26 protein-coding genes and 1 pseudogene are annotated in these 22926 nt (G+C 63.1%); 11 read left to right on the top strand and 16 right to left on the bottom strand.

What is annotated here, in order from left to right; translation table 11 throughout:
- The 3 genes from EN949_RS17375 to EN949_RS17385 form a co-directional block, all read right to left on the bottom strand.
- A partial coding sequence (locus tag EN949_RS17375) for a chromosome segregation SMC family protein (protein ID WP_164782509.1) occupies positions 1-1321 on the bottom strand: 1321 nt, incomplete at its 3' end.
- A gap of 105 nt (positions 1322-1426) precedes the next feature.
- Positions 1427-2170, bottom strand: a complete 744-nt coding sequence (locus EN949_RS17380; protein WP_013532754.1) for a DsbA family protein — start codon at positions 2168-2170, stop codon at positions 1427-1429.
- A gap of 163 nt (positions 2171-2333) precedes the next feature.
- A complete protein-coding gene (locus EN949_RS17385) occupies positions 2334-2834 on the bottom strand; it encodes a DUF721 domain-containing protein (protein ID WP_013532755.1) in 501 nt (166 codons plus the stop codon).
- Between the two features lie 53 nt (positions 2835-2887).
- Between EN949_RS17385 and mutY the strand changes: the two genes are divergently transcribed.
- Together mutY and EN949_RS17395 are read left to right on the top strand one after the other, a co-directional pair.
- A complete protein-coding gene (gene mutY / locus EN949_RS17390; protein WP_127366020.1) occupies positions 2888-4093 on the top strand; it encodes an A/G-specific adenine glycosylase in 1206 nt (401 codons plus the stop codon).
- Entirely contained in the window at positions 4086-4697 is a 612-nt protein-coding gene (locus EN949_RS17395; RefSeq protein ID WP_013532757.1) for an HAD family phosphatase, read from the top strand. The genes mutY and EN949_RS17395 overlap by 8 nt, the downstream gene beginning before the upstream one ends.
- 66 nt (positions 4698-4763) lie before the next feature.
- Here EN949_RS17395 and EN949_RS17400 read toward each other — a convergent pair whose 3' ends face one another.
- Positions 4764-5897, bottom strand: a complete 1134-nt coding sequence (locus tag EN949_RS17400) for a site-specific DNA-methyltransferase (RefSeq protein WP_127366019.1) — start codon at positions 5895-5897, stop codon at positions 4764-4766.
- A gap of 176 nt (positions 5898-6073) precedes the next feature.
- Between EN949_RS17400 and EN949_RS17405 the strand changes: the two genes are divergently transcribed.
- On the top strand, positions 6074-6760 hold the full coding sequence (locus tag EN949_RS17405) for an HAD family phosphatase (protein ID WP_063171666.1): 687 nt from the start codon (positions 6074-6076) through the stop codon (positions 6758-6760).
- 42 nt (positions 6761-6802) lie between these two features.
- On the opposite strand, the gene EN949_RS17410 is transcribed toward EN949_RS17405, so the two are convergent.
- Positions 6803-7534, bottom strand: coding sequence for a hypothetical protein (locus tag EN949_RS17410; RefSeq protein WP_127366018.1), 732 nt, complete (start codon positions 7532-7534; stop codon positions 6803-6805).
- On the opposite strand from EN949_RS17410, the gene EN949_RS37120 reads away from it, so the two are divergent.
- The 5 genes from EN949_RS37120 to EN949_RS17430 are packed head-to-tail and all read left to right on the top strand — an operon-like array spanning position 7533 to position 13870.
- The gene (locus EN949_RS37120; protein ID WP_255337193.1) at positions 7533-7661 is read left to right on the top strand and encodes a hypothetical protein; all 129 of its coding nucleotides are present in this window, start codon (positions 7533-7535) and stop codon (positions 7659-7661) included. The two genes, EN949_RS17410 and EN949_RS37120, sit on opposite strands and share 2 nt — an antisense overlap.
- Position 7662: 1 nt before the next feature.
- Entirely contained in the window at positions 7663-9060 is a 1398-nt protein-coding gene (gene thrC, locus EN949_RS17415) for a threonine synthase (RefSeq protein WP_027164140.1), read from the top strand.
- 14 nt (positions 9061-9074) lie between these two features.
- Positions 9075-10367 (top strand): pitrilysin family protein, encoded by a 1293-nt coding sequence (locus tag EN949_RS17420; protein ID WP_013532762.1) that lies wholly within the window; start codon positions 9075-9077, stop codon positions 10365-10367.
- Positions 10368-10382: 15 nt separating this feature from the next.
- Complete coding sequence (locus EN949_RS17425) at positions 10383-10979, top strand: GNAT family protein (protein WP_013532763.1); 597 nt, start codon at positions 10383-10385, stop codon at positions 10977-10979.
- A 2-nt stretch (positions 10980-10981) separates the two neighbouring features.
- A complete protein-coding gene (locus tag EN949_RS17430) occupies positions 10982-13870 on the top strand; it encodes an EAL domain-containing protein (RefSeq protein ID WP_013532764.1) in 2889 nt (962 codons plus the stop codon).
- Between the two features lie 5 nt (positions 13871-13875).
- On the opposite strand, the gene EN949_RS17435 is transcribed toward EN949_RS17430, so the two are convergent.
- Positions 13876-14484, bottom strand: a complete 609-nt coding sequence (locus EN949_RS17435) for a YqgE/AlgH family protein (RefSeq protein ID WP_013532765.1) — start codon at positions 14482-14484, stop codon at positions 13876-13878.
- A 170-nt stretch (positions 14485-14654) separates the two neighbouring features.
- Here EN949_RS17435 and EN949_RS17440 point away from each other — a divergent pair, with 170 nt between their 5' ends.
- From EN949_RS17440 to EN949_RS17450, 3 genes are all read left to right on the top strand, one after another.
- Positions 14655-15461, top strand: a complete 807-nt coding sequence (locus EN949_RS17440; RefSeq protein WP_063171663.1) for a protein-disulfide reductase DsbD domain-containing protein — start codon at positions 14655-14657, stop codon at positions 15459-15461.
- 85 nt (positions 15462-15546) lie between these two features.
- A complete protein-coding gene (locus EN949_RS17445) occupies positions 15547-16029 on the top strand; it encodes a peroxiredoxin (RefSeq protein ID WP_027164142.1) in 483 nt (160 codons plus the stop codon).
- Between the two features lie 72 nt (positions 16030-16101).
- The gene (locus EN949_RS17450; RefSeq protein WP_013532768.1) at positions 16102-16578 is read left to right on the top strand and encodes a DUF2938 domain-containing protein; all 477 of its coding nucleotides are present in this window, start codon (positions 16102-16104) and stop codon (positions 16576-16578) included.
- 133 nt (positions 16579-16711) lie between these two features.
- On the opposite strand, the gene rnhA is transcribed toward EN949_RS17450, so the two are convergent.
- The 10 genes and pseudogenes from rnhA to EN949_RS17505 form a co-directional block, all read right to left on the bottom strand.
- Complete coding sequence (rnhA, locus tag EN949_RS17460; RefSeq protein ID WP_027164143.1) at positions 16712-17230, bottom strand: ribonuclease HI; 519 nt, start codon at positions 17228-17230, stop codon at positions 16712-16714.
- Between the two features lie 4 nt (positions 17231-17234).
- On the bottom strand, positions 17235-18197 hold the full coding sequence (locus tag EN949_RS17465) for a homoserine kinase (protein WP_027164144.1): 963 nt from the start codon (positions 18195-18197) through the stop codon (positions 17235-17237).
- A 5-nt stretch (positions 18198-18202) separates the two neighbouring features.
- Positions 18203-19213, bottom strand: coding sequence for a 4-hydroxy-3-methylbut-2-enyl diphosphate reductase (ispH, locus tag EN949_RS17470; protein ID WP_063167683.1), 1011 nt, complete (start codon positions 19211-19213; stop codon positions 18203-18205).
- An 88-nt stretch (positions 19214-19301) separates the two neighbouring features.
- Complete coding sequence (locus EN949_RS17475; RefSeq protein WP_027164145.1) at positions 19302-20057, bottom strand: SURF1 family protein; 756 nt, start codon at positions 20055-20057, stop codon at positions 19302-19304.
- Positions 20054-20440 carry a DUF983 domain-containing protein gene (locus tag EN949_RS17480; protein WP_024503617.1) on the bottom strand — a complete coding sequence of 129 codons (387 nt, stop codon included), beginning with the start codon at positions 20438-20440 and terminating at the stop codon, positions 20054-20056. The genes EN949_RS17475 and EN949_RS17480 overlap by 4 nt, the downstream gene beginning before the upstream one ends.
- A gap of 21 nt (positions 20441-20461) precedes the next feature.
- On the bottom strand, positions 20462-20953 hold the full coding sequence (locus tag EN949_RS17485) for a L,D-transpeptidase family protein (protein ID WP_127365997.1): 492 nt from the start codon (positions 20951-20953) through the stop codon (positions 20462-20464).
- Positions 20954-21044: 91 nt separating this feature from the next.
- The gene (locus EN949_RS17490) at positions 21045-21926 is read right to left on the bottom strand and encodes a cytochrome c oxidase subunit 3 (RefSeq protein WP_024503615.1); all 882 of its coding nucleotides are present in this window, start codon (positions 21924-21926) and stop codon (positions 21045-21047) included.
- Position 21927: 1 nt separating this feature from the next.
- Positions 21928-22560, bottom strand: a complete 633-nt coding sequence (locus tag EN949_RS17495) for a cytochrome c oxidase assembly protein (protein ID WP_127365998.1) — start codon at positions 22558-22560, stop codon at positions 21928-21930.
- Complete coding sequence (locus tag EN949_RS17500; RefSeq protein ID WP_013532777.1) at positions 22560-22718, bottom strand: hypothetical protein; 159 nt, start codon at positions 22716-22718, stop codon at positions 22560-22562. Before EN949_RS17500 ends, EN949_RS17495 begins: the two co-directional genes overlap by 1 nt.
- A gap of 2 nt (positions 22719-22720) precedes the next feature.
- Positions 22721-22926 (bottom strand): annotated as a pseudogene (locus EN949_RS17505) (protoheme IX farnesyltransferase); the annotation flags it as partial.

Genomic DNA, 22926 nt, shown 5'->3' on the forward strand with positions numbered 1-22926 from the left:
CGGCCGGATCGGGCAGGCCAGCGACCTTGGAGAGTATCTCCGACAATTCCCGGTCGACATCGGCAAGCTGACGCGCGAAGCGGTCGCGGCGCTCGGCGGTATCGCGCAGCGTCCGTTCGATCTGGTTGCGCGAGGCGGCAGCCTCGGCCCGCTCGGCAGTCAGCGCGGCGAGTTTGGCTTCGCTTTGTGAAAGCGTAGATGCCGCTTGTTCGAAAGCCGCGCGGGTGGTGGCCTCGCGCTCGGCGGCACCAGCATTTTCCGAATTGAGTGCCGCCTCTTCGGCGCGCAGGCGCTCGAGAATGTCCGCGTTGTCGCGGACCATGCGCTCCTCACGCGCGATATCGCCGTCGAGCTGCTGCAGCCGGCGCTCGAGTTCGCTCTGACGGGCGCGGATGCGGCCGGCTTCCTCTTCGATCTGCGACTTGGCGATCGAGAGGCGCTGGAAGGCAGCGGCGGCGGCGGCTTCCGCGTCGCGCAGGTCCGGCAGCCGATGGGCGCCTATGCCTTGCTCCCTGGCGGCGGCCATCTGGGCCGCGGCGCGGTCGCCGACCAGTGCCGTGGCAACCGCCAGCGCCGATCGCGCCTCGCCTTCCTGGGTTTTGGCCAGCGTCCAGCGCAGATGCAACAGCGTTGCTTCGGCCTTGCGGATATCGGCCGACAGGTTCTTGAAGCGGGAGGCCTGGCGCGCCTGGCGCTTCAGGCTTTCGATCTGGCTTTCCAGCTCGCCGACGACGTCGTCCAGTCGTTCGAGGTTCTGCTCGGCCGCCTTCAGCCGCAGTTCTGCCTCGTGGCGGCGGGTGTGCAGGCCGGAAATGCCTGCCGCCTCTTCGAGCAGGGCGCGGCGTGCCTGGGGCTTGGCCTGGATCAGTTCGCCGATGCGGCCCTGGCCGACCATCGACGGGGAACGCGCACCGGTCGACTGGTCGGCGAACAGAAGCTGCACGTCCTTGGCGCGGGCCTCCTTGCCGTTGATACGGTAAAGCGAGCCGGCCTCGCGCTCGATGCGGCGCGACACCTGCAGTTCGTCGGCATCGTTGAAGGCAGCGGGCGCCGAGCGGTCGCTGTTGTCGAGGAAAAGCGTGACTTCGGCGGTGTTGCGGGCGGGCCGAGTGCCCGAGCCGGAAAAGATGACGTCGTCCATGCCGGACGCGCGCATGTTCTTGTAGGAGCTTTCGCCCATCACCCAGCGCAGCGCCTCGACAAGGTTCGACTTGCCGCAGCCATTCGGTCCGACAATGCCGGTCAGGCCGCGTTCGATGACGAACTCGCCGGGCTCGACGAAGGACTTGAAACCGAGGAGGCGAAGGCGGGAAAACTTCATTCGCGCCGCCCACTAAGCGGACTTCCGTGGTTTTTCGAAAGGAATTCGCGGCACGACAAGAAACCGCGCACGCCGAAGCGCCGCCGCCTCAGGGCTGACTGGACGTCAGAGCAGAGGGTCGATGATGGCCGACATTTCCTCAATCGACATCGCCCCCTTGTAGGTCTTACCGTTGATGAAGAAGGTCGGTGTCGAGTCGACCTTGAATTCATTGGCGCCGCGCTTCTGGACCGATCTCACATCGTCCAGAAGTTTCTGGTCCGTCAAGCAGGCCTCGAAGGACTCCTGTGTAAAACCGGCGAGCTTCGAGATTTGCAGCAGCGCATCCTTGGTATTCTGGACGCCAACCCAGTTCGCCTGCTGCCGGAACAGGACGTCGACCATGGGGTAATAGTTATCCTTGGCGCAGCGCGCCAGCATAAAACCGGCTTCGGCGCTCGGGTCGAACGGGAATTCGCGCAGGATGTAGCGAACCTTGCCGGTGTCGATGTACTTGGTCTTCAGGTCCGGAAAGGTGGTCTCGGCGAAATGCGCGCAATGCGGGCAGGTCATCGAGGCGTATTCGACGATGGTGACCTTGGCGTCGTCCTTGCCAAGCTGCTTGTCGGGCAGCGCGCCCGGCTTCATCAGTTCCGTCATGTCCACGGTGCCCTGGGCTTCCGGCGCGGTGGCGGCGGCCGGCGTGGCCGGCTTTGCGGGAGCGGCCGGCTCAGCGGGCTTCACATTCGCAGCCTTCGCCTCCTCGCCAGAGTCGCTGCAGGCCGCGAGCAGGGCCACCGCCGGAATGGCGGCCAGCGAAGACAGGACGTTTCTGCGAGACAAGCTTTGGCCAAACGGGGGACGGTTCATACGAATCACCTGACAAGGGTTGGATTTTGCAATGCAAAGATACGAAAAGGCGAGAGTTGGCGCGAATTAAGGCATCTCGATCCCCAATCCAATCGCGAAACCTGACAAGGGCGATCACGAATGCGAGATATAGACGACGAATCCATGACTTTCTTCAAGACGCCTATGATTTTCTCTCCCCAATAATGGTCGCGCCAAGTTTCTCCAGCGAGGCGCGCAGTCCTTCATTATCGACCAGGCCGACAGTCCCCGACAATTTCGTCTTCTCAGCCGCGGTCAGCGGTCTCAGGGCCGGTCTGCGCTTTCCTTTGTCGGCTGTCACCGGCTTCTGCAGGATCCTGATGCGGTTGATGGCGGTGAAGCCGAGGAAGGCGTTGACCCGGTTGATGATCTCGCCCGTCTCGTGCTGCAGATGAAGTGCCGCCATGCCTTCGCAGGCAATGACCAGCACGGCCGGCTCGAACGGATCGTCCTCATGCATACGGCGCGGCCACTGGATTTTTTCGGGGCGCGAGTGGCTGGCCAGCCGTGGGCCGGCGATCTCGTCCCATGACTGGACGAGGCCGATCGAAATGCCGGCCCGCTTGCGCAGCACCGGATCGAGGATCCTGGTCGCGAGATCGCTGACCGGGACGGGATTGCCGTAGGGCGTTCTCCCTGCCATGTACGTCCTCCAGCGACGACCCAGCAGATACCGGCCAGGCCAATACAAGATCAATGGCACCAGCAGACCAGACCCGCAAGACCGCATCCTGGGATAGTGGCAAAGCCACATCCGCAGATAGCAGCATAGCTGCATCTGGAGATAGCAGCACAGCTGCATCCGGTGTCAGCGACGATATCGCATCCCGCCTGCTCGGCTGGTATGATGTGCATCACCGTGAATTGCCGTGGCGCATCACGCCCCGTGAGCATGCACGCGGCGTGCGGCCTGATCCCTACCGCATCTGGCTCTCCGAGGTCATGCTGCAGCAGACCACCGTCGAAGCAGTGAAGGCCTATTTCCGGGTATTCGTCGAGAAATGGCCCGATGTCGAGGCGCTGGCCGCGGCGCCGACCGAGGACGTGATGAAGGCGTGGGCGGGGCTCGGTTACTACTCCCGCGCCCGCAATCTCAAGGCTTGTGCCGATCTTGTGGCCGAGCGTGGCGGCCGGTTTCCCGACACGGAGACGGGTTTGAGAGAGCTGCCCGGCATCGGCGCCTATACGTCGGCGGCCATCACGGCGATTGCCTTCGATCGCCCCGCCGCGGTTGTCGACGGCAATGTCGAACGTGTCATCTCCCGGCTGTTTTCGATCACAACCCCGCTCAGCGAAGCCAAGCCCGAGATCCGCGCCCATGTCGAGCGCATGGTGCCCGGGATAAGGCCTGGCGACTTCGCCCAGGCGATGATGGATCTCGGCGCCACCATCTGTACGCCACGCCGGCCACGCTGCATGCTGTGCCCGCTACGCGAAGACTGCAGCGCGGTCGTTTCAGGCGATCCCGAGTACTTCCCGGTGCGCCTGCCCAAGGCCGACAAGCCGCAGCGGCACGGCGCGGCCTTTGTCGCCGTACGGGCCGACGGCGCCATCCTTCTGCGCAAACGGGCCGAGAAGGGCTTGCTCGGCGGCATGACCGAGGTGCCGACGACAGGCTGGACCGCGCGGATCGATGGGGCAACCACGCAAGCGGCCGCGCCGTTTCCCGCCGACTGGCGGCATGCGGGCCGCATTGCGCATGTCTTCACGCACTTCGCTCTCGAACTCGAAGTCTTTCACGCTCACATCAAAGGTGATGCGCCAGACGGGCATTTCTGGTCGCTCGCTCACGAGATTTCCGGCGAGGCGCTGCCGACTGTCATGAAAAAGGCAATCGAGGCTGCGATACCCGGCGCGACGAAAAAGCCGTCGCCACACAGTGCAAAGAGGCCCCATGACTGAAATACGCCACATCGTTTTCGACATCGGCCGCGTGCTGATCCACTACGATCCCAACATTCCGTTCAGCCGCCTCATTCCGGATGCCGAAGAGAGAAAGTGGTTTTTCGACAATGTCTGCACGCATGATTGGAACATCGAGCAGGATCGCGGCCGGACCTGGGAAGAGGCCGAGGCGCTGCTGATCGCGGACCATCCCGATCACGCGGAAAACATCCGCGGTTTCCGCCGCCACTGGCACGAGATGGTGCCGCATGCCTATGAGGACAGCGTCGCCATCATGGTCGGTCTGATCGAGAGCGGCCACGACGTGACCATGCTGACCAATTTCGCCAGCGACACGCTGGCCGAGGCCCGCGAGCGCTTCGATTTCCTCAATCGTCCGCGCGGCGTGACGGTGTCGGCCGATATTCGCCAGATCAAGCCCGACCGAGCCATCTACGATCACCACGTCGCCGCATTCGGCCTCGAACCGGCCGCGACGCTGTTCATCGATGACAGCCAGAAGAATGTCGACGGCGCCAAGGCGGCAGGCTGGCAATCGGTGCTGTTCACCGACGCAAGGACGCTTCAAGCAGACCTTGAACGTCTCGGAATCAAGGCCTGATCTGAATCGCTTCGCGCGATCCGTTGAGCCTTTGAATCAACGGCATTCGAAGCAATTGGCAGGGCCTCAGGCCCCTGCCCGCTCCATGCCTAGCCGCGCGATGCGGCGAAGCTCGTCGATCGGGGTCAGGCCACCGCTGCGCTCATAATGCCAGAAGGTCCAGCCGTTGCAGGCATCCAGCCCCTGCACTTCGGCGCCGACCTTGTGGATCGAACCGGCGCTGTCGCCGATCGCCACCGTGCCGTCGGCCCGCACCTTGGCCGCCCAGCGCTTCTTGGCATCGTAGAGCGTCGCACCCGGCATCATCAGGCCGGTGTCGATCAGGCTGACGAATGCAACGCGCGGCTCGGCGCGCTTGCCCGTGAGAACGGTCAAGTCGGCCTCTTCCAGCGGCCGCACTGCGTCGATGCGCTCGTTGGCGGCGTCGATGTAGGCCTGCTCGCGCTCGATGCCAACGAAATGGCGGCCGAGACGCTTGGCCACCGCGCCTGTGGTGCCGGAGCCGAAGAAGGGATCGAGCACGATGTCGCCCGGTTTGGTCGAGGCCATCATGATGCGGGCAAGCAGCGCTTCCGGCTTTTGGGTCGGATGCAGCTTGTCGCCATTGTCGTTTTTCAGCCGCTCGCCGCCGGTGCAGATCGGAAACAGCCAGTCGGAGCGCATCTGGATGTCGTCGTTGGACGCCTTCATCGCTTCGTAGTTGAAGGTATAGCCCTTGCCCTTCTGGTCGCGCGTGGCCCAGATCATCGTCTCATGCGCGTTCTGGAAACGGCGGCCGCGGAAATTCGGCATCGGGTTGGTCTTGCGCCAGACGACGTCGTTGAGGATCCAGAAGCCGAGATCCTGCATCTTGGCGCCGACACGGAAGATGTTGTGATAGGAGCCGATGACCCAGATGGTGCCGTTGGGCTTCAGCACCCGGCGCGCCGCCAGCAGCCAGGCACGCGTGAAAGCGTCATAGGCCTCGAAACTCTCGAACTGGTCCCAATCGTCGTCAACGGCGTCGACCTTCGACTGATCAGGGCGGTGCAGGTCGCCGTCGAGCTGCAGATTGTAGGGCGGATCGGCGAAGATGACGTCGATCGATTTTTCGGGCAGCCGGTCTAGCGCGGCGACGCAGTCGCCCTTGAGGATCGTGTCCAGCCATTCGGATTGCTGGGGAGCGTGGGAAAGCTCGTCGAGAAGACGCACGGCAGACATTCTGACACCCAAGGCACGCGTTACTGTTTACTCCTGGTTATGGTTACCGATCAGCGTAAATATTCCGTGAAGGCCAAGGGACGGGTGTGGCGAATTTGCGAAGGCGGCCCTGTTGGTGTATGCCGCGCCGCCTGAGCCTTCCGAGGCCACTTCGCCCTCCCATTGTCCGGATCACCATGCCCCAGCCAGACCTTGTCATCTTCGATTGCGACGGCGTGCTCGTCGATTCCGAGATCATCGCCGCCCGCGTCGACGCCGAGCTTTTGACCTTGGCAGGATACGAGATATCGGCTGAGGAGATTTCGGAGAGCTATGCCGGCCTGACCTTCAAGGACATCATGCTGCGGGTCGAGGAAAAGTCCCGCATTCCCTTCCAGGCCTCTCTTATCGACAGGGAGGAACAATTGGTCGACCGCAAACTGCGCAGTGACGTCCGCGCCATCGATGGCGCGCGCGAGGCCGTTGCCGCGGTAACCGTGCCGCGCTGTGTCTGCTCGAATTCACGCTCCGAGAGGATCGAATTCATGCTGGAGAAGGTGCATCTTCTGCCGTTTTTCGCCGACCGGATTTTTTCGGCGATGGAAACACCGACCGGGAAAACGAAACCGGCGCCGGACGTGTTCCTGTTTGCGGCGGAGAAACTCAGCGCCAACCCGGCGAACACTTTCGTTATCGAGGATTCCGTGCACGGCGTCCACGGCGCAAGGGCGGCGGGCATGCGGGTGATCGGCTTCACCGGCGCGGGACACAGTTATCCCGGCCATGCCGACGCGCTCACCGAGGCCGGCGCCGAAACGGTGATCCGCCGCTGGGCAGAGCTGAAAAGCGTGATCGCCGCGCTGTCGGAGTGGTCGGACGCCTGAGAAGCGTGCGCCGCGACGCACGCCTCATGCAACTGCCGAGACCTAGTTCGTCGCGGCAGCCCTCTTGCGGCGGGTCTTCTTCGACTTGTCGGCCGTTGCCTGATGCGCGGTTTCGTCATAGCCGGCAAAGGCCTGATAATCCTGGGCCGTCGGCTCGGGCACGACGACATTGGAATCGGTGAAGACGAACTGCGTGGCAACCGAAGGATCGGTGACCTGGACCTGATACTGGTGGAGCTGCGAATAGAGGACCTCGGTGCCGTGCATCACCGCCGTTCGGATCGGCATGGTGATCGTGCCTGGAGAAAACTTCGGTCCGGGGACAATCTTGCCGGCGACCGCAATCTTCATCGTCAACTGGCCGTTGGCACGGCTGCAGTCGCGTGTCACGTCGCTGACCGACGCCTGGTAGATGATATTGGCCGAATCGTCGGGCGGCGTTGCAGCTGCGGCGTCAGCCTCGGCCTGGGCCGCGGCATCCTGCGCGGCATCGCCGGTCTTCTTGATCCTGGCCTTGGGCTTCTGAGCTTCCCTGGAATAGGTGTTGAAGAAGGCCGTGCCGTCGCGCACGGTCACCCTGGGACAATAGGCCTGCAACTGGCTGGCCAGGATCTTGGGATCCTGCGGCGGCGGTGGCGCCGTCGGGTCCTCCTTCTTGCCGATGCCGAGGTTCAGGATGCCATTGTCGCCCGATTGGCAGCCGGCGGCGGCAAGCATAAAGCCGGTGAGCGCAAGACCCGCCAAAAAGCGACCACTGAATGTACGAAACGCCATGAAACTGCACTTCCCTCTCGCAAAGCTGGTGACGTATATCAACCGCGCGGCAAAAATGCGACTGAGCCAGCGCAGAATTAACCACCTTGCGGTGGACGGAAAAAGCCAGGCAGTAACGGAATTGTGACATGCACTATGTGAGTACCCGCGGGGAAGCCCCCGTTCTTGGATTTTCCGACGCCGTGCTGGCTGGGCTGGCGCGCGACGGCGGGCTCTACGTGCCGCGCGAGTGGCCACAGTTTTCCGCCGCTGAGATCCGCGCCATGCGCGGCCTTGCCTATCCCGACCTTGCCATCCGCGTGCTGTCGCCGTTCCTTGGCGGCGAAATCCCGGCGCCCGTCTTCGAGCGGCTGGTCCGCGAAGCCTATGCCACCTTCCGCCACGAGGCTGTCTGCCCGCTGGTGCAGACCGGCCCCAACACCTTCGTCCTGGAACTCTTCCACGGGCCGACGCTCGCCTTCAAGGACGTGGCGATGCAGCTTCTGGCCCGGCTGATGGACCATGTGCTTGCCGAACGCGACCAGCACGCCACCATCGTCGGCGCCACCTCGGGCGATACCGGCGGGGCGGCCATCGATGCCTTTGCCGGTCGCAGCCGGACCGACATCTTCATCCTTTTCCCGCATGGCCGCGTCTCGCCGGTGCAGCAGCGGCAAATGACGACGTCGACGGCTGCAAATGTCCATGCGCTGGCGATCGAAGGCAATTTCGACGATTGCCAGGGCCTGCTCAAGGACATGTTCAACGATCACGGCTTTCGCGACCGGGTGGCGCTTTCGGGCGTCAATTCGATCAATTGGGCCCGCATCATGGCCCAGATCGTCTATTATTTCTCCTCGGCGCTGTCGCTCGGCGCGCCGGACAGGCCGGTTTCCTTCACCGTGCCGACCGGCAATTTCGGCGATATCTTTGCCGGCTATGCCGCCAAGAAGATGGGCTTGCCGATCGATCGGCTGGTCATTGCCACCAATGACAACGACATCCTGGCGCGCACTTTTTCGACCGGCGAATACCGCACCAAGGGCGTCTTTGCGACCACGTCGCCGTCGATGGATATCCAGGTGTCGTCGAATTTCGAACGCTTGCTGTTCGAGGCCTCCGGCCGTGACGCCGCGACCGTGCGGCGCTACATGGACGGCCTGAAGCAGTCCGGTGCTTTCACCATCGAACCCCACCAAATCGCCGGGATGCGGTCCGAATTCGACGCCGGCCGCGCTGATATGGACGAGGTCGCCGCCACCATCCGCTCGACGCTCGCGACCAGCAACTATCTGCTCGATCCGCACACTGCGGCAGCCGTGCATGTCGCCGCAGGCAAGGCGTCAGGCGCCGTGCCGATGGTGGTGCTGGGTACAGCGCACCCGGCAAAATTCCCGGCCGCCGTCGAAGCCGCCAGCGGCGTGTCGCCCGCACTGCCCGCGTGGCTAGGTGGGTTGATGACATCGGAGGAAAAATACACGGTACTTCCATCCGACCTGAAAATGGTGGAAGATTACGTCGGCCGCCGCGCGCGGGCGGCGCGTTAGGGAGTAGTAGCCATATGGGTGTTGAGGTAAGCCGTCTGTCGAACGGCCTGACAGTCGCCACCGAAACCCTTCAAAGCATCGAATCGGTTGCCCTTGGTGCCTGGGTCAAGTCGGGTGCCCGCAATGAACGTGACGACGAGCATGGCATGGCCCATCTGCTCGAGCACATGGCGTTCAAGGGCACGAAAAGGCGGAGCGCCTTCGAAATCGCCTCGGAGATCGAGGACGTCGGCGGCGAAATCAACGCCGCCACCAGCGTCGAGACCACCTCCTACTATGCCAGGGTGCTCTCCGACGACGTGCCGCTGGCCGTCGACATTCTTGCCGACATCCTGCAGGAGTCCGAATTCGACCCGCAGGAACTCGAACGCGAACAGCATGTGATCCTGCAGGAGATCGGCGCCGCGCACGACACGCCCGACGACATCGTCTTCGACCGTTTCACGGAAACCGCCTATCGCCATCAGACGATTGGGCGCTCCATTCTCGGCACGCCCGAAACGGTCAAATCCTTCACCTCGAAACAACTTCACGACTTCATAGAGCGGCAATATGGCGCCGAGCGCATGGTGATTGTCGCCGCCGGCGACATCAAGCATGACAATTTCGTGCGCGAGGTCGAAAAGCAGCTCGGCGGCTTCCGCAGCAAGGCCGACAGCACCATCCCGCAATATGCGCAATATGTCGGCGGCGATTTTCGCGAGGACCGCGACCTGATGGACGCGCAGATCGTGCTGGGGTTCGAAGGCCGGGCCTATCATGTGCGCGACTTCTACGCCTCGCAGGTGCTGTCGATGATCCTCGGCGGCGGCATGTCGTCGCGCCTGTTCCAGGAGGTCCGCGAGAAGCGCGGCCTGTGTTACTCGGTCTATGCCTTCCATTGGGGCTTTTCCGACACCGGCGTCTTCGGCGTCCATGCAGCGACCGGCCAGAGCGACATCGCCGAACTGGTGCCTGTCATCATCGACGAACTGCAGAAGGCCGGCGAGAAGATCCTGCAGGAAGAACTCGACCGGGCGCGCGCCCAATATCGCGCCGGACTGATCATGTCAGCCGAAAGCCCGGCCAGCCGCGCTTCGCAGATCGCACGGCAACTGCTTCTGTTCGGCCGGCCGATCGCCAAGGAGGAACTGATGGAACGGCTGTCGGCGCTGACGATCGAGCGGCTGACCGATCTATCGTCGCGTTTGTTCTCGACCAAGCCGACGCTTACCGCTGTCGGGCCTGTGGGCACACTGGCGCCCTACGAGGCGATCCTCGAATCGCTCGCGGGCACGCAGACCGCGGCCCGCAAGCTCGCCGTCTAAGCCCCTCAAAGCGCCATGTTCGCGCTCCCTTTCTTTCGCCGTGACCTGCCGGCACTGAAGGGCGACCGTGTCACGCTGCGCGTGCCGTTCACCAACGACTATCGCGAGTGGGCGGCGGTGCGCGGGGAAAGCCGCGCCTTCCTCGAACCATGGGAGCCACGCTGGACTCCCGATGAACTCGACCGCAACGCATGGCGGCTGCGCATCAGCCGCTACCGCGAGGATTATGCTCAGGGAACCGCTATCGCCTTCTTCATTTTCGAGAGGAGCAGCGGCAAGCTTGCCGGCGGCATCACGCTCGGCAACATACGCCATGGTGTCTCGCAGAGCGGCCATGTCGGCTACTGGATCGGCGAGCGCTTCGGCGGCCGCGGCCTGATGACCGACGCGGTCAAGGTGGTGACCCGCTTCGCCTTCGATACGCTGAGGTTGCACCGGATCGAAGCGGCCTGTATTCCCGACAATATCAGGTCGATCCGCGTGCTTGAAAAAGCCGGATTTCGGCGCGAAGGACTGCTGCGATCCTATCTCAGGATCAACGGCATCTGGCAGGACCACTACCTCTACGCCCGGATCGCGGACGATCCGCCGGGCGTTGGAACGAAGGACTGATTTTGACGAAATTCCTGCGCAACGGGCCGCTGTTCGCCATTGTCCTCGCGACACTCCTGACGCTGTGGGCGGCATCGTCGGCCTTCGCCGTCGAGCCGATCAAGATCGCCCGCGACGACGTCGCGCTCGACCTTTCCGGCGCCGTCGAGATCTACCGCAACCAGGGCGAGAATTTCCAGGTGTCGACCGCGCCGGGTCCGGACGGCATCGTTCGGCGCATCGAGGTCGAGGCCAATGATGCCCGTTCGACCGGCGACTGGGCTGTCTTCGCGCTCGCCAACACCACCGACCAGCAGCTCGACCGGCTGATCGTCGCACCGCATTTCCGCCTGGTGAATTCCGGCATCTTCTGGCCGGATCTGGGCTCGACCCGCATCGCTGCCATCACGCCCAGCGAAGGCTTCGCGCTCGACCGCCAGACCAGTCCCGACGCCGACGTTTTCCGGGTGACGCTGAACCCCGGCACGGTGATCACCTTCATCGCCGAACTGGCCTCGCCGAAGCTGCCGCAGGTCTACCTCTGGGATCCCGAATCCTACAAGGACTCGGTCAATTCCTACACGCTGTTTCGCGGCATCGTCATCGGCATTGCGGGCCTGCTGGCGCTGTTCCTGACCATCCTTTTCGTGGTCAAGGGGACCTCGATGTTCCCCGCGACCGCCGCGCTTGCCTGGGCGGTACTGGCCTATATCTGCGTCGATTTCGGCTTCCTCAACAAGGTCATCGAGATCTCGCCCGGCAATGAGCAGATGTGGCGGGCGGGAACGGAGGTGGCGCTGGCGGGAACCTTCGTGGTGTTCCTGTTCGCCTATCTCAACCTCAACCGATGGCACGGCCATTTCAGTTATGGCGCACTGGTCTGGATCCTCGGGCTGGTGCTGATCGCCGGCGTCGCGATCGTCGATCCTGCGGTCGCCGCCGGCATCGCCAGGCTGTCCTTCGCCGCCACCGCACTGACGGGGCTTGGCCTGATCATCTTCCTCGGGATTCGTGGTTATGATCGTGCGATCATGCTGGTGCCCAGTTGGGTCATGGTGCTGTTGTGGCTATGCGGATCGTGGATGGCGATCACCGGCATGCTCGACAACGACATCGCTCAGCCGGCCCTGGGCGGCGGGCTGATCCTGATCATCCTGCTGATCGGCTTCACTGTCATGCAGCATGCCTTTGCCGGCGGCGCGCTGCATCAGGGCCTGTTCTCCGATCTGGAGCGGCAGGCGCTTGCCGTCGCCGGATCGGGCGACACGGTGTGGGACTGGGACGTGCTGCGCGACCGCGTCGTCACCAAGCCCGATGTCAGCATCCAACTCGGGCTGGCGCCGAACAGCCTCGGCGGTGCGGCGCGTAACTGGCTGCCGGTGCTGCATGCCGACGACCGCGACACGTTCCGCACGACGCTCGACGTCGTGCTCGAGCACCGGCGCGGCCGCGTGTCGCAGAACTTCCGACTGCGCGGCGCTGACGGCCACTATCACTGGTTCTCGCTGCGCGCGCGCCCGGTCATCGGATCCGATGGAGAGGTCATCCGCTGCGTCGGCACCATGGTCGACGTGACGGAGCAGAAAAAGTCCGAGGAAAGGCTGCTGCACGATGCCGTGCACGACAACCTGACCGGCCTGCCGAACCGCGAACTTTTGATGAACCGGCTGGAAGCGATCATCTCGATCGCGCGCACCGAAGAGAAGGTGCGCCCGACCGTCTTCGTCATCGACATCGACCGTTTCAAGCAGGTCAATGACGGGCTCGGCATCTCGGCCGGCGACACCATCCTCTTGACCATCGCGCGTCGCCTGCACCGGCTGCTCAAGCCGAAGGACTCGCTGTCGCGCTTTGCCGGCGACCAGTTCGCGCTGATGCTGTTGTCCGAACAGGACCCGGCCCGCATCGCCGCCGTGGCGGATGCCATCAAGCATGCCATCAACAATCCGATCACCTTTGCCAAGCGCGAGATCGTGCTGACCGCCTCGATCGGATTGATCACCTGGAATTCGCCACAGATGTCGGCCGAGGACATGGTCAAGGATGCCGAGCTTGCCATGCATCAGGCCAAGCGCTTCGGCGGCGACAGGATCGAGCCGTTCCGTCCGGCTTTCCGCACTGTCGGCACTGACAGGCTGCAGTTCGAATCCGACCTGCGCCGCGCCATCGAGCGACGCGAATTCACGCTTGCCTACCAGCCGATCGTGCGGCTCGAGGACGGCAGTGTCGCCGGCTTCGAGGCGCTGCTGCGCTGGGACCACCCGCGCCGCGGCATGATCCCGCCGGCGGATTTCATCCCGGTCGCCGAAAGCTGCGGACTGATCGTGCAGCTCGGCCTGTTTGCCATGCAGCAGGCGGCGGAAGACCTCGCCAGCTGGCAAAAGCAGATCGGCGACGCGCCGCTGTCGGTCTCGGTCAATCTGTCCAGCCGGCAGTTGATCCGCCGCGACCTGGTCAGCGACGTCCGCTCGGTCATCGCGCGGGCCAACCTGAAGCCACGCTGCTTCCGGCTCGAACTCACCGAATCGCTCGTCATGGACAATCCCGAGCAGACCGCCCATGTGCTGACCAAGCTGAAGCAGCTCGGCATCGGCCTGTCGCTGGACGATTTCGGCACCGGCTATTCCTCATTGGCCTATCTGACGCGTTTCCCCTTCGACACCATCAAGATCGATAAGAGCTTCGTCGACGACAACACGCCCAAGCGCGCGGTGCTGCTGAAATCGATGGTCAACATGGCGCATGAACTCGGCCTGTCCGTCGTCGCCGAGGGCATTTCGGACGAGAGCGACGCGCTGGAACTGCGCCAGATGGGCTGCGAATATGTCCAGAGCTTCATGTTCGGCGCGCCGATGCCGGGCGACCAGGTGCTGAAGACGCTGAAAGAGCAGTATCCGCTGACGCAAGCGTAAACGGATCAGGCGTGTCCGGCAGCGAGGCTGAGATGCGCAAGGTCGATACCGATCGAGGCGAGGATCCGGTCGTATTTGCGCTCGATATCGGTGTCGAACAGAAGCTCGGCACTGGCCGGACAGGTCAGCCAGCCATTTTCTGCGATCTCGGTCTCCAGCTGGCCGGCGCCCCAGCCGGAATAGCCGAGCGCCATCAGCGCATGACGGGGTCCGCGGCCGGACGATATGGCGCGCAATATGTCGACGGTCGCCGTCAGGCAGATGTCGTCGGAAACGGTCAGCGACGATTCCACCCGATAGTCGCCCGAATGCAGGACGAAGCCCCGGCTGCGATCCACGGGGCCGCCATTGCGCACGACGAAATCGCGGGCCTGAGCCGGCAAGCGGATTGCCTCCTGCTCGTTCATGATGCCCAGTTGCACGAGCAAGTCCGGAAACAGCATCTGCTGCGTCTGGTTGATGATCAGGCCCATGGCGCCTTCATCGGAATGGGCGCAGACATAGATGACCGAGCGCGTGAAACGGTCGTCCTTCATGCCGGGCATGGCAATCAGGAACTGATCGTCAAGAAAGCCGCGACTGGCGACCGTCTTCTTGTGGCGCAACAAGTCCATGAAGGGAGCGTAACGCGTTTCCAAAGCGTCGAAAAGATGCGCCGTGCTGGATTCGACCAAAGCCTGTGGCGGCGGCTCGAACATTCTTCTCCCTCGAAGTCACGCAAATATGATACCGGCAAGGCCATGAAATCATTGCGCGGCCACGAACGGACGATCAAATCACCGCCATGCGAAGCTTGAAAATCCTGCTGCTCGGCGCCGCCATCGGATCGGCCACCGCTCTTCCCGCCGCCGCCTCTTCGTCGGCGTGGTACAACAGCGAAGGCGGCAAGGTCCGGCTGGTTACATCAGGCAAAGCCGACGATGCCGGCCGCATACGGGGCGTTCTCGACATAGCGCTCAAGCCCGGCTGGAAGACATATTGGCGCGATCCGGGAGACGCGGGCGTGCCGCCGCAACTCGACATTTCGGCCAGCACCAACATCGCCGACGCCGCTCTGTCGTTTCCGGCGCCGCAGCGCCATGACGACGGCTACGGCAAATGGGCGGGCTACAACTATCCGGTCTCTCTGCCGGTGACATTCACGCTGGCGACGCCGAACCAGCCGGCGGTGATCGATGCCGACATCTTTCTCGGCATCTGCGAAACGATCTGCATTCCGGTGCAGACGCGGCTGACCGTCGACCCCGCCTCCGATCCGGACAATGCCGAGGACGCGGCGCTGGTGAAGGCGAGTTTTACGGCACTGCCTGCGCCCGCGAGGTCCGATTTCGGCATCAATGTGCTGCCGGGCGACCATGAGACGCTGATTGTCGAGGCGAGCTTTCCCGGCGATCCGGCGGCGGCGGATTTCTTCGTTGCCGGCGAGCGGGATTACATGTTCGGCACCCCGGCCCGCAGCGAAAAGGACGGCAAGCTGATTTTCACCGTGCCGATCCTCGACCGCCCCTCGACGACGCCGACCGATGGCGGGCTTCACTATACGCTGACGAGTGCGGCGGGCGCTGTCGAAGGGGTTCTGCCTTTCCCTTGATCCAGCCCATCGCAACGGTTGCAGGAAGCCGTTGGGTTCGCTACGCAAAGACACGTCCTTCCCCATTTTCCCAAGCGAGGAATCCATGACCATTTCCGTTGGCGACAAGCTGCCTGACGTGACCTTCAAGACGATGACCGACGACGGCGCCAAGCCGATCACCGGGGCCGAGATCTTCCCGGGCAAAAAGGTCGTTCTGTTTGGAGTTCCCGGCGCCTTCACGCCGACCTGCAGCAACAACCACTTGCCCGGCTATCTCGAGAACCATGACGCCATCCTGGCGCGCGGCGTCGACACCATCGCCGTCGTTTCGGTCAATGACGTCCATGTCATGGGCGCCTGGGCGCGCTTCACCGGCGGCGAGGGCAAGATCCTGTTCCTGGCCGACGGCAGTGGCGATTTCGCCAAGGCAGTGGGCCTCGACAATGACCTTTCCGCCAGCGGCATGGGGCTGCGTTCGAAGCGATTTTCGATGATCGTCGACGACGGCAAGGTCACCGCGCTCAATGTCGAGACCAAGCCCGGTGTCGACGAGTCCGGCGCGGCCCATATTCTGGGACAGCTCTGAACTTCAGTGCGCCTTCGGCCGCAACGGCGATGGCGCTTGTGGTTCATGGGTTGCTTTGGGGGGATCCTAGCGATGTTTGACATCTTCTGGCGCGCTATCGCGATCGGCGTCGGCGCCACCGTGCTGATGGATCTCTGGGCCATCTTCCTGCACAAGGCGTTCGGCCAGCCACGGCCGAACTGGGGGCCGGTCGGCCGCTGGGTCTGGCATCTCCGTGACAAGGTCTTTCACGACGATATCGGCGATACAGCACCATACGCGCATGAAAAGGCGCTGGGTTGGGCCTTTCACTATTTTGTCGGCATCATCTACGGCATCATCCTGGTGGTGCTGGCCGGAGCGGGCTGGCTTGCCGCGCCGACATTTCTGCCGGCCTTCATCCTCGGCATTGTCACCGTCGGCGCCGGCTGGTTCCTGCTGGCACCCGGCATGGGCGCCGGCTGGGCCGCCTCGAAGCGGCCCAACCCGATGCGGATCCGGGCGCTGAACCTGGTGTCGCACACGGTGTTCGCACTTGGGCTTTGGGGCACGGCGCTGCTGATACGATAAGCGCTTACGGCTGTGTCGGCCTGTCGATCGGCTGCCAGCCGTAGACAACGGAATGCGCGCCGATATCGTAGTAGTTGCCGCCGCCCGCTGGCTGATCCGCTTCTTCGTACCCGAGCCGCGCCGCTCCTGAAATTCAATAGCTCTGGGTCGAGCGCCGCACCTTCGCGATTGCCGGCGCAGCAGGCTTTGGCGCTGCTGCAGGCTTGAACGGGCCTTTCTTGAACGGCGCCATGCCTTCGCGCGCGAGTTCGTCGGCGCGCTCGTTCTCGACATGGCCGTCATGGCCCTTGACCCAGTTCCAGGTGACCTTGTGGCGCTTGTTGGCCTCGTCGAGCGCCTGCCAGAGTTCACCGTTCTTGACAGGCTTCTTGTCGGCGGTCTTCCAGCCGTTCTTCTTCCAGCCGTGGATCCACTTGGAAATGCCGTCCATGACGTATTTGCTGTCAGTGTGAAGCTCGACCGTGCACGGTTCCTTCAGCGCGTTCAGCGCCGAAATAGCGGCCAACAGTTCCATGCGGTTGTTGGTCGTCTCGGCCTCACCGCCGGAAAGCTCCTTGGTGGTGCCGTTGAAGCGCAGGATCGCGCCCCAGCCGCCAGGGCCGGGATTGCCCGAACAAGCGCCGTCGGTGAAGATCTCAACCTGTTTGCTCATGATATCAGGCCAATCCATATTCCGAAGGAGATTTGATCGCCCGGTGGAACCGCATCCTTCTGATGTATTCGGTCGGATCGCGTTTCATCACCAGCCCGCCATCGGGGACGGTCAGCCAGTCGTATAGCCGGGTCAGCATGAAGCGCAACGCCGAACCGCGCGCCAGCATCGGCAGCGCAGCCTTTTCCTGGTCGCTCAGGGGCCGGACGCTCTGGTAGCCGGCGAGCAGCGCCTTGCCCTTGGTCAGGTTGAAGGAAAAATCCTTCTCGAAGCACCAGGCGTTGAGGCAGGTGGCGACATCGTAGGCATAGAGGTCGTCGCAGGCGAAATAGAAGTCGATCAGGCCGGAGAGCTTTTCGCCGAGGAAGAAAACGTTGTCCGGGAAAAGATCGGCATGAATGATGCCTTGCGGCAGGTCTTTGGGCCAGTTGCGCTCAAAATCGGCAAAGTCGGCATCAACCTCGGCCGCCAGGCCCGGCTCGACCTCGTCGGCGCGGTCGCGCGCTGCGTCCCAGAGCTTGCGCCAGCCGTCGATGGCCAGGGCATTCGGACGCGTCATCGAAAAATCGGCGCCGGCCAGATGCAATTGCGCCAACGCCTTGCCGACCTCGGCACAATGCGTGGCTGTGGGCCGCCGCAACGAAAGCCCTTCCAGGAAGGTGATGATGACCGCCGGCCGGCCGGCGAGCGTGCCGATGACGCTGCCGTCATGGGCGGTCACCGGCAGCGGGCAGGACACGCCCTTGTAGGCGAGATGGCCCATCAGCCCGAGGAAAAACGGCAGATCCGCCTTCTCGACGCGTTTCTCATAGAGCGTCAGGATGTAGGAGCCGCTCGAGGTGTGCAGCAGGAAGTTCGAGTTCTCGGTGCCTTCGGCGATGCCCTTGTAGGACAGGAGATCGCCGACCGGATAGCGCTTCAGGAATGCGCCGAGTTCGCCTTCCGCGACGTCAGTGTAGACCGCCATGTGCCTTACGCGGCTCCATTGACGAAGGCCATGTCGGCCCGCGTCAGTTCGACATCGCGCAGTACCCGCATGACCGGAAAATCCTCCGTTTCCGTGGCCGTGATGGCCAGATCGATCGTGACATCGAAGCGCTGCCGGAACGCGTCGATGATCTCGTCGACGATGATTTCGGGCGCCGACGCGCCGGCCGACAGGCCGAGCGTCGAAATGTTGCCGATGTCATTCCACGGAATCTCGGCGGCGCGCTGCACGAGAAGCGACATGGTGGCGCCTGCACGCTCCGCCACTTCGACAAGTCGTCGCGAATTGGATGAATTCGGCGCGCCGACGATCAGGTAGAGATCGGCGCCCGGCGCGGTGTCCTTGACGGCTTCCTGGCGGTTGGTGGTGGCATAGCAGATCGATTCCGCCGCTGGCGCCTGCAGCGCCGGAAAGCGATCCTGCAAGGCGCGGATGATGCCGGCGGTGTCCTCGACCGACAATGTGGTCTGGGTAACGAAGCCTAGCGCCTGCGGATCGGTGGGCGAGAGCTTTGCGGCATCGGCTTCGGTTTCGATCAGGGTCACCGCTCCGTCCGGGAGCTGGCCCATGGTGCCGATCACCTCGGGATGTCCGGCGTGACCAATCAACAGCACATGACGGCCGAGCCGCTGATGGCGCATCGCCTGCTTGTGGACCTTCGACACCAGCGGGCAGGTGGCATCGAGATAGAAGAGATTGCGCGCCTTCGCATCCGCCGGCACCGATTTCGGCACGCCATGCGCCGAGAACACGACGGGCGACTGCCGATGTTCGGCCGGGATCTCGGAGAGTTCCTCGATGAAGACGGCGCCAAGGCTTTGCAGCCCCTCGACGACGTAGCGGTTGTGCACGATTTCATGGCGGACGTAGACCGGCGCGCCATATTTCTTCAGCGCCAGCACGACGATCTGGATGGCACGGTCGACACCGGCGCAAAAACCGCGCGGCTGGCAGAGCCGGATCGTCAGAGGTGGTTTGGTGGTTGTCTGAAGCATTAAATCCGGGCCGGTTGATCAAAGCCGAAATGAGGTGCGCACCCCTGCCCTGTCAAGGGCATCGGTAGAAAGGGGGCGTCGCTCGCGTTCATTCCTTTTTCGCGGGGCGACGAAGCCGCAGGATGAGCACGGCGGCGAGCGCTGCGGCAAGCCCGTACCAGGTGACGGCATATTGCAGATGGCTGTTCGGCAGGTCGATGATGGTGACGCCGCCAACCGGCAATCCGCCTGGATTTGGCGTCTTGTCTGCGTCGATGAAGATCGGCACCAGCGTGAACCCAGCCGGCAGGCCCGCGCTCGCCGCCATGACGTCGCGGTCCTTCCAGTAGAAGATGTTCTTCGCCACATCGTTGTCGGGCAGCATCATCGACGGCTTTGCTGGCAGGGGGTTGCGAGCGAGCCCCGTGACCGTCACTCTGCCGGTCACCTGTCCCTTGGCGCGCTTGGCGGCGTCCTTCAGATCGTAAGGCACGAAGCCGCGATTGATCAGGACGAAGCGGCCGTCGTCGAGCGCCAGCGGCGTGTAGACATTGAAGCCGGCATCACCCTCCCAGGTCGCGTAAAAATGCCGTTCGCCTTGATGCAGGAACGTCCCGGTGACGGTGACGGGCGTATAATCGACGTCCCCGGTGGCTGCGAATTCTTTCTCGACCGCAACCAACGGCAAGGGAGCCGAATGAGTGCGCTGGTCGATGGTCTGCAGAAGGCCTTCCTTCCAATAAAGGCGCTGGACCTGCCAGGTGCCGAGCACCAGCAGGATCAGTATCAGCACAAGGCCAAGGCCGAGCAGCAGTGCCGTCCTAGGCCGCGATCGGCCATCGGCTTTAACGGTTGCCTCGCTCATTCGCCGCGATCCAACCGGCCTTCGGCCGCCTTGTTGCGGTATTGCAGCGTCAGCAGCACGCCTTTGATCAGCCGCAGCGCCGCCAGGCACAGCACGACAGCCAGCGGAATCCAGACCAGCAGATGCAGCCAGAGCGGCGGGCTAAGCGTGACTTCAACCCAGAGCGCCAGGCCGACGATAAGGAAGCCTATGATCAGGATGACGAACACCGCCGGCCCGTCGCCGGCATCGGCGTAGGAATAATCAAGGCCGCAATTGACGCAGCGCTTGCCGACAGTGAGGAAGCCGGAGAACAACCGCCCCTCGCCGCAGCGCGGGCAGCGGCCATGCAGGCCGGCCGAGATCGGATCGATCGGCGGCCAGATCGCTCTGTCTTCACTCATGGGAGCGTCGTCGCTCATTGCTTACCGCTCGATTTCGATCGGTGTGCCATCGGCCACCAGCGCCCAGATTTCGTCCATGTCGGAGTCCGTAACCGCAATGCAGCCGTCGGTCCAGTCGACCAATTGAAGCAGCCAGCCCCACCAGCCATAACCATTCGGCTGGCCGTGGATCATGATCATGCCGCCCGCGCCGACATTGCGCGCCTTGGCGGCGGTCTCATCGTCGGCATTGGGGTACGAAATATGGATCGATTTGTGCGCGATGCTGTTCGGGTTGCGCCAGTCGAGGACATAGTTCCCCTCGGGCGTGCGCTGATCGCCCTCCTGGTGCTTGTGCCCGACGGGATCGCCGCCGAGCGCGATGCCGTAGTTTCGCAGGACCTTGCCGTCGCCGATCAGTTCCAGCCGGCGTTCGGCCTTGTGAACACGCACCAGGTCCACCTTCTCGCCGGCAAAGGCCGGGAGTGCCCCGATCATCAATGCGCAAATAGCCCGGAAGATTGTCAGTCGCATTGGCAATCGATCAGCGATCATTGCGCCAAAAAGAAGAAGGCGGCCACGTTGCCGCGGCCGCCTCCAGAAATGAAAATCCCTCAGGCCTGGATCAGTGACCCTCGATCACCGCGCCGACCGATCCCCAGACGTAGATCGAGGCGAACAGGAACAGCCAGACCACGTCGACGAAGTGCCAGTACCAGGCGGCCGCCTCGAAGCCGAAATGCTGCTTGGGGGTGAAATCACCCTTCATCGCCCGGATCAGGCAGACCAACAGGAAGATGGTGCCGATGATGACGTGGAACCCGTGGAAGCCGGTCGCCATGAAGAAGGTGGCGCCATAGATGGAATCCTTGAAAGCGAACGGAGCGTGCATGTACTCGTAGGCCTGCACCATGGTGAACAGCATGCCGAGGCCAACGGTCAGCACCAGGCCGTTGATCAGCCCCTTGCGGTCGCCGTGAAGAAGCGAATGGTGCGCCCAGGTCACCGTGGTGCCCGACAGCAGCAGGATGACGGTGTTGTAGAGCGGCAAATGGAAGGGATCGAGAACCTCCATGCCCTTCGGCGGCCAGACGCCACCAGTAAATGTGGCGCGCGCGTAGTTCTGTGCCTCACCGGCAAAAAGGCTGGCATCGAAATAGGCCCAGAACCAGGCAACGAAGAACATCACCTCCGAGGCGATGAACATGATCATGCCATAGCGCAGGTGCAGCGACACGACCCGCGTATGATGACCCTCATGCGCTTCCTTGATCGTGTCCGACCACCAGGCGAACATGGTGTAGAGGACGATCACGAGGCCGATGAAGAACAGCCACGGATTGGCGATGTTGAAGCCGAAGATCGGGAACGACCCGCCCTTCAGATATTCCATCAGGGCGACACCGCCAAAGGCCATGACGAGCGCCCCTACCGAGCCTAGGAAAGGCCATGGGCTCGGGTCGACGAGATGATAGTCATGCTGTGGTTTTGCGTGCGCGTCTGCCATATCAACCCCCGAGATTTGCTTCGGTATTCGAAATTGTCTTGCTGTTGCCATCGGTCGGCGCCGAGGAGGCGACCGGCTTGGTCTTCTCGACCGGGAACATCGTGTAGGACAGCGTGATCGTCTTCACGTCCTTGAGCTCCGGCACATTGACGATGTCGGGGTCCACGTAGAACAGGACCGGCATGTCCAGCGTCTCGCCGGGCTTCAGCGTCGTGTCGGTGAAGCAGAAGCACTCGACCTTGTTGAAATAGGGTCCCGCCAGCTCAGGCTGCACGTTGAAGGTGGCGCGGCCGGTCACAGGACGATCGAACTTGTTGGTCGCCTGATAGTGCGCCTGCACGGTCTCGCCGATCTTCATCGTCGTCGAGCGCTGGACCGGCTGGAACTCCCACGGCACGCCGGCGATGTTGGCATCGAAGCGGACGGTGATCTCGCGGTCGAGCACGCGGCCGGCATACTGCTTCTCGGCACGTTGCGTCGTGCCGCCATAGCCGGTCGCCTGGCAAAACATCTTGTAGAGCGGCACCGCGGCATAGGCCATGCCGATCATGCCGGTGAAGAAGGCGAGGCAGACAGCCGCGACGATGACGTTGCTGTTCTTGCCCGCCGCTTTCCTGGACTTCTCGACGCTCATCACATCGTGCCCAGATTGTGGCCGAACTTCACGATCGTCGCGATGTAGAAAATGACCACCAGCAGCGCCAGCGCCACGCCGATGGCGATGGAACGGCTGCGCTGCGCCTTCTTCTGACGCTCGGTCAACGTGACGGTCTCGAGCTTTTCCTCGATCATGGTCATGCTCCACCCATGGCAAGCGCGCGTTCGACAACGCTGTCGGCCAGATAGGCAGCGAAGATGGCGAAGAGATAAAGCAGCGAATAGGCGAACAGGGCCTTGGCCGGTTTCATGACGCGGTCATCGTCGGCCATGCCAAGCACTTTCCACGCGTACCAGGCAAAACCGACCCCGAGCAACAGGGCGGCCACGCCATAGAAGGGCG

The sequence above is a fragment of the Mesorhizobium sp. M7A.F.Ca.US.007.01.2.1 genome, assembly GCF_003998165.1.
Classification (GTDB): Bacteria; Pseudomonadota; Alphaproteobacteria; order Rhizobiales; family Rhizobiaceae; genus Mesorhizobium; species Mesorhizobium ciceri.

What these genes read in the sequence shown, in the direction of transcription:
- EN949_RS17380 (WP_013532754.1), bottom strand. Translation starts at nt 2,170, where the DNA reads ATGAACCGTCCCCCGTTTGGCCAAAGCTTGTCTCGCAGAAACGTCCTG.
- EN949_RS17385 (WP_013532755.1), bottom strand. Translation starts at nt 2,834, where the DNA reads ATGGCAGGGAGAACGCCCTACGGCAATCCCGTCCCGGTCAGCGATCTC.
- mutY (WP_127366020.1), top strand. Translation starts at nt 2,888, where the DNA reads ATGGCACCAGCAGACCAGACCCGCAAGACCGCATCCTGGGATAGTGGC.
- EN949_RS17395 (WP_013532757.1), top strand. Translation starts at nt 4,086, where the DNA reads ATGACTGAAATACGCCACATCGTTTTCGACATCGGCCGCGTGCTGATC.
- EN949_RS17400 (WP_127366019.1), bottom strand. Translation starts at nt 5,897, where the DNA reads ATGTCTGCCGTGCGTCTTCTCGACGAGCTTTCCCACGCTCCCCAGCAA.
- EN949_RS17405 (WP_063171666.1), top strand. Translation starts at nt 6,074, where the DNA reads ATGCCCCAGCCAGACCTTGTCATCTTCGATTGCGACGGCGTGCTCGTC.
- EN949_RS37120 (WP_255337193.1), top strand. Translation starts at nt 7,533, where the DNA reads ATGAAACTGCACTTCCCTCTCGCAAAGCTGGTGACGTATATCAACCGC.
- EN949_RS17410 (WP_127366018.1), bottom strand. Translation starts at nt 7,534, where the DNA reads ATGGCGTTTCGTACATTCAGTGGTCGCTTTTTGGCGGGTCTTGCGCTC.
- thrC (WP_027164140.1), top strand. Translation starts at nt 7,663, where the DNA reads ATGCACTATGTGAGTACCCGCGGGGAAGCCCCCGTTCTTGGATTTTCC.
- EN949_RS17420 (WP_013532762.1), top strand. Translation starts at nt 9,075, where the DNA reads ATGGGTGTTGAGGTAAGCCGTCTGTCGAACGGCCTGACAGTCGCCACC.
- EN949_RS17425 (WP_013532763.1), top strand. Translation starts at nt 10,383, where the DNA reads ATGTTCGCGCTCCCTTTCTTTCGCCGTGACCTGCCGGCACTGAAGGGC.
- EN949_RS17435 (WP_013532765.1), bottom strand. Translation starts at nt 14,484, where the DNA reads ATGGACTTGTTGCGCCACAAGAAGACGGTCGCCAGTCGCGGCTTTCTT.
- EN949_RS17440 (WP_063171663.1), top strand. Translation starts at nt 14,655, where the DNA reads ATGCGAAGCTTGAAAATCCTGCTGCTCGGCGCCGCCATCGGATCGGCC.
- EN949_RS17445 (WP_027164142.1), top strand. Translation starts at nt 15,547, where the DNA reads ATGACCATTTCCGTTGGCGACAAGCTGCCTGACGTGACCTTCAAGACG.
- EN949_RS17450 (WP_013532768.1), top strand. Translation starts at nt 16,102, where the DNA reads ATGTTTGACATCTTCTGGCGCGCTATCGCGATCGGCGTCGGCGCCACC.
- rnhA (WP_027164143.1), bottom strand. Translation starts at nt 17,230, where the DNA reads ATGAGCAAACAGGTTGAGATCTTCACCGACGGCGCTTGTTCGGGCAAT.
- EN949_RS17465 (WP_027164144.1), bottom strand. Translation starts at nt 18,197, where the DNA reads ATGGCGGTCTACACTGACGTCGCGGAAGGCGAACTCGGCGCATTCCTG.
- ispH (WP_063167683.1), bottom strand. Translation starts at nt 19,213, where the DNA reads ATGCTTCAGACAACCACCAAACCACCTCTGACGATCCGGCTCTGCCAG.
- EN949_RS17475 (WP_027164145.1), bottom strand. Translation starts at nt 20,057, where the DNA reads ATGAGCGAGGCAACCGTTAAAGCCGATGGCCGATCGCGGCCTAGGACG.
- EN949_RS17480 (WP_024503617.1), bottom strand. Translation starts at nt 20,440, where the DNA reads ATGAGTGAAGACAGAGCGATCTGGCCGCCGATCGATCCGATCTCGGCC.
- EN949_RS17485 (WP_127365997.1), bottom strand. Translation starts at nt 20,953, where the DNA reads ATGCGACTGACAATCTTCCGGGCTATTTGCGCATTGATGATCGGGGCA.
- EN949_RS17490 (WP_024503615.1), bottom strand. Translation starts at nt 21,926, where the DNA reads ATGGCAGACGCGCACGCAAAACCACAGCATGACTATCATCTCGTCGAC.
- EN949_RS17495 (WP_127365998.1), bottom strand. Translation starts at nt 22,560, where the DNA reads ATGAGCGTCGAGAAGTCCAGGAAAGCGGCGGGCAAGAACAGCAACGTC.
- EN949_RS17500 (WP_013532777.1), bottom strand. Translation starts at nt 22,718, where the DNA reads ATGATCGAGGAAAAGCTCGAGACCGTCACGTTGACCGAGCGTCAGAAG.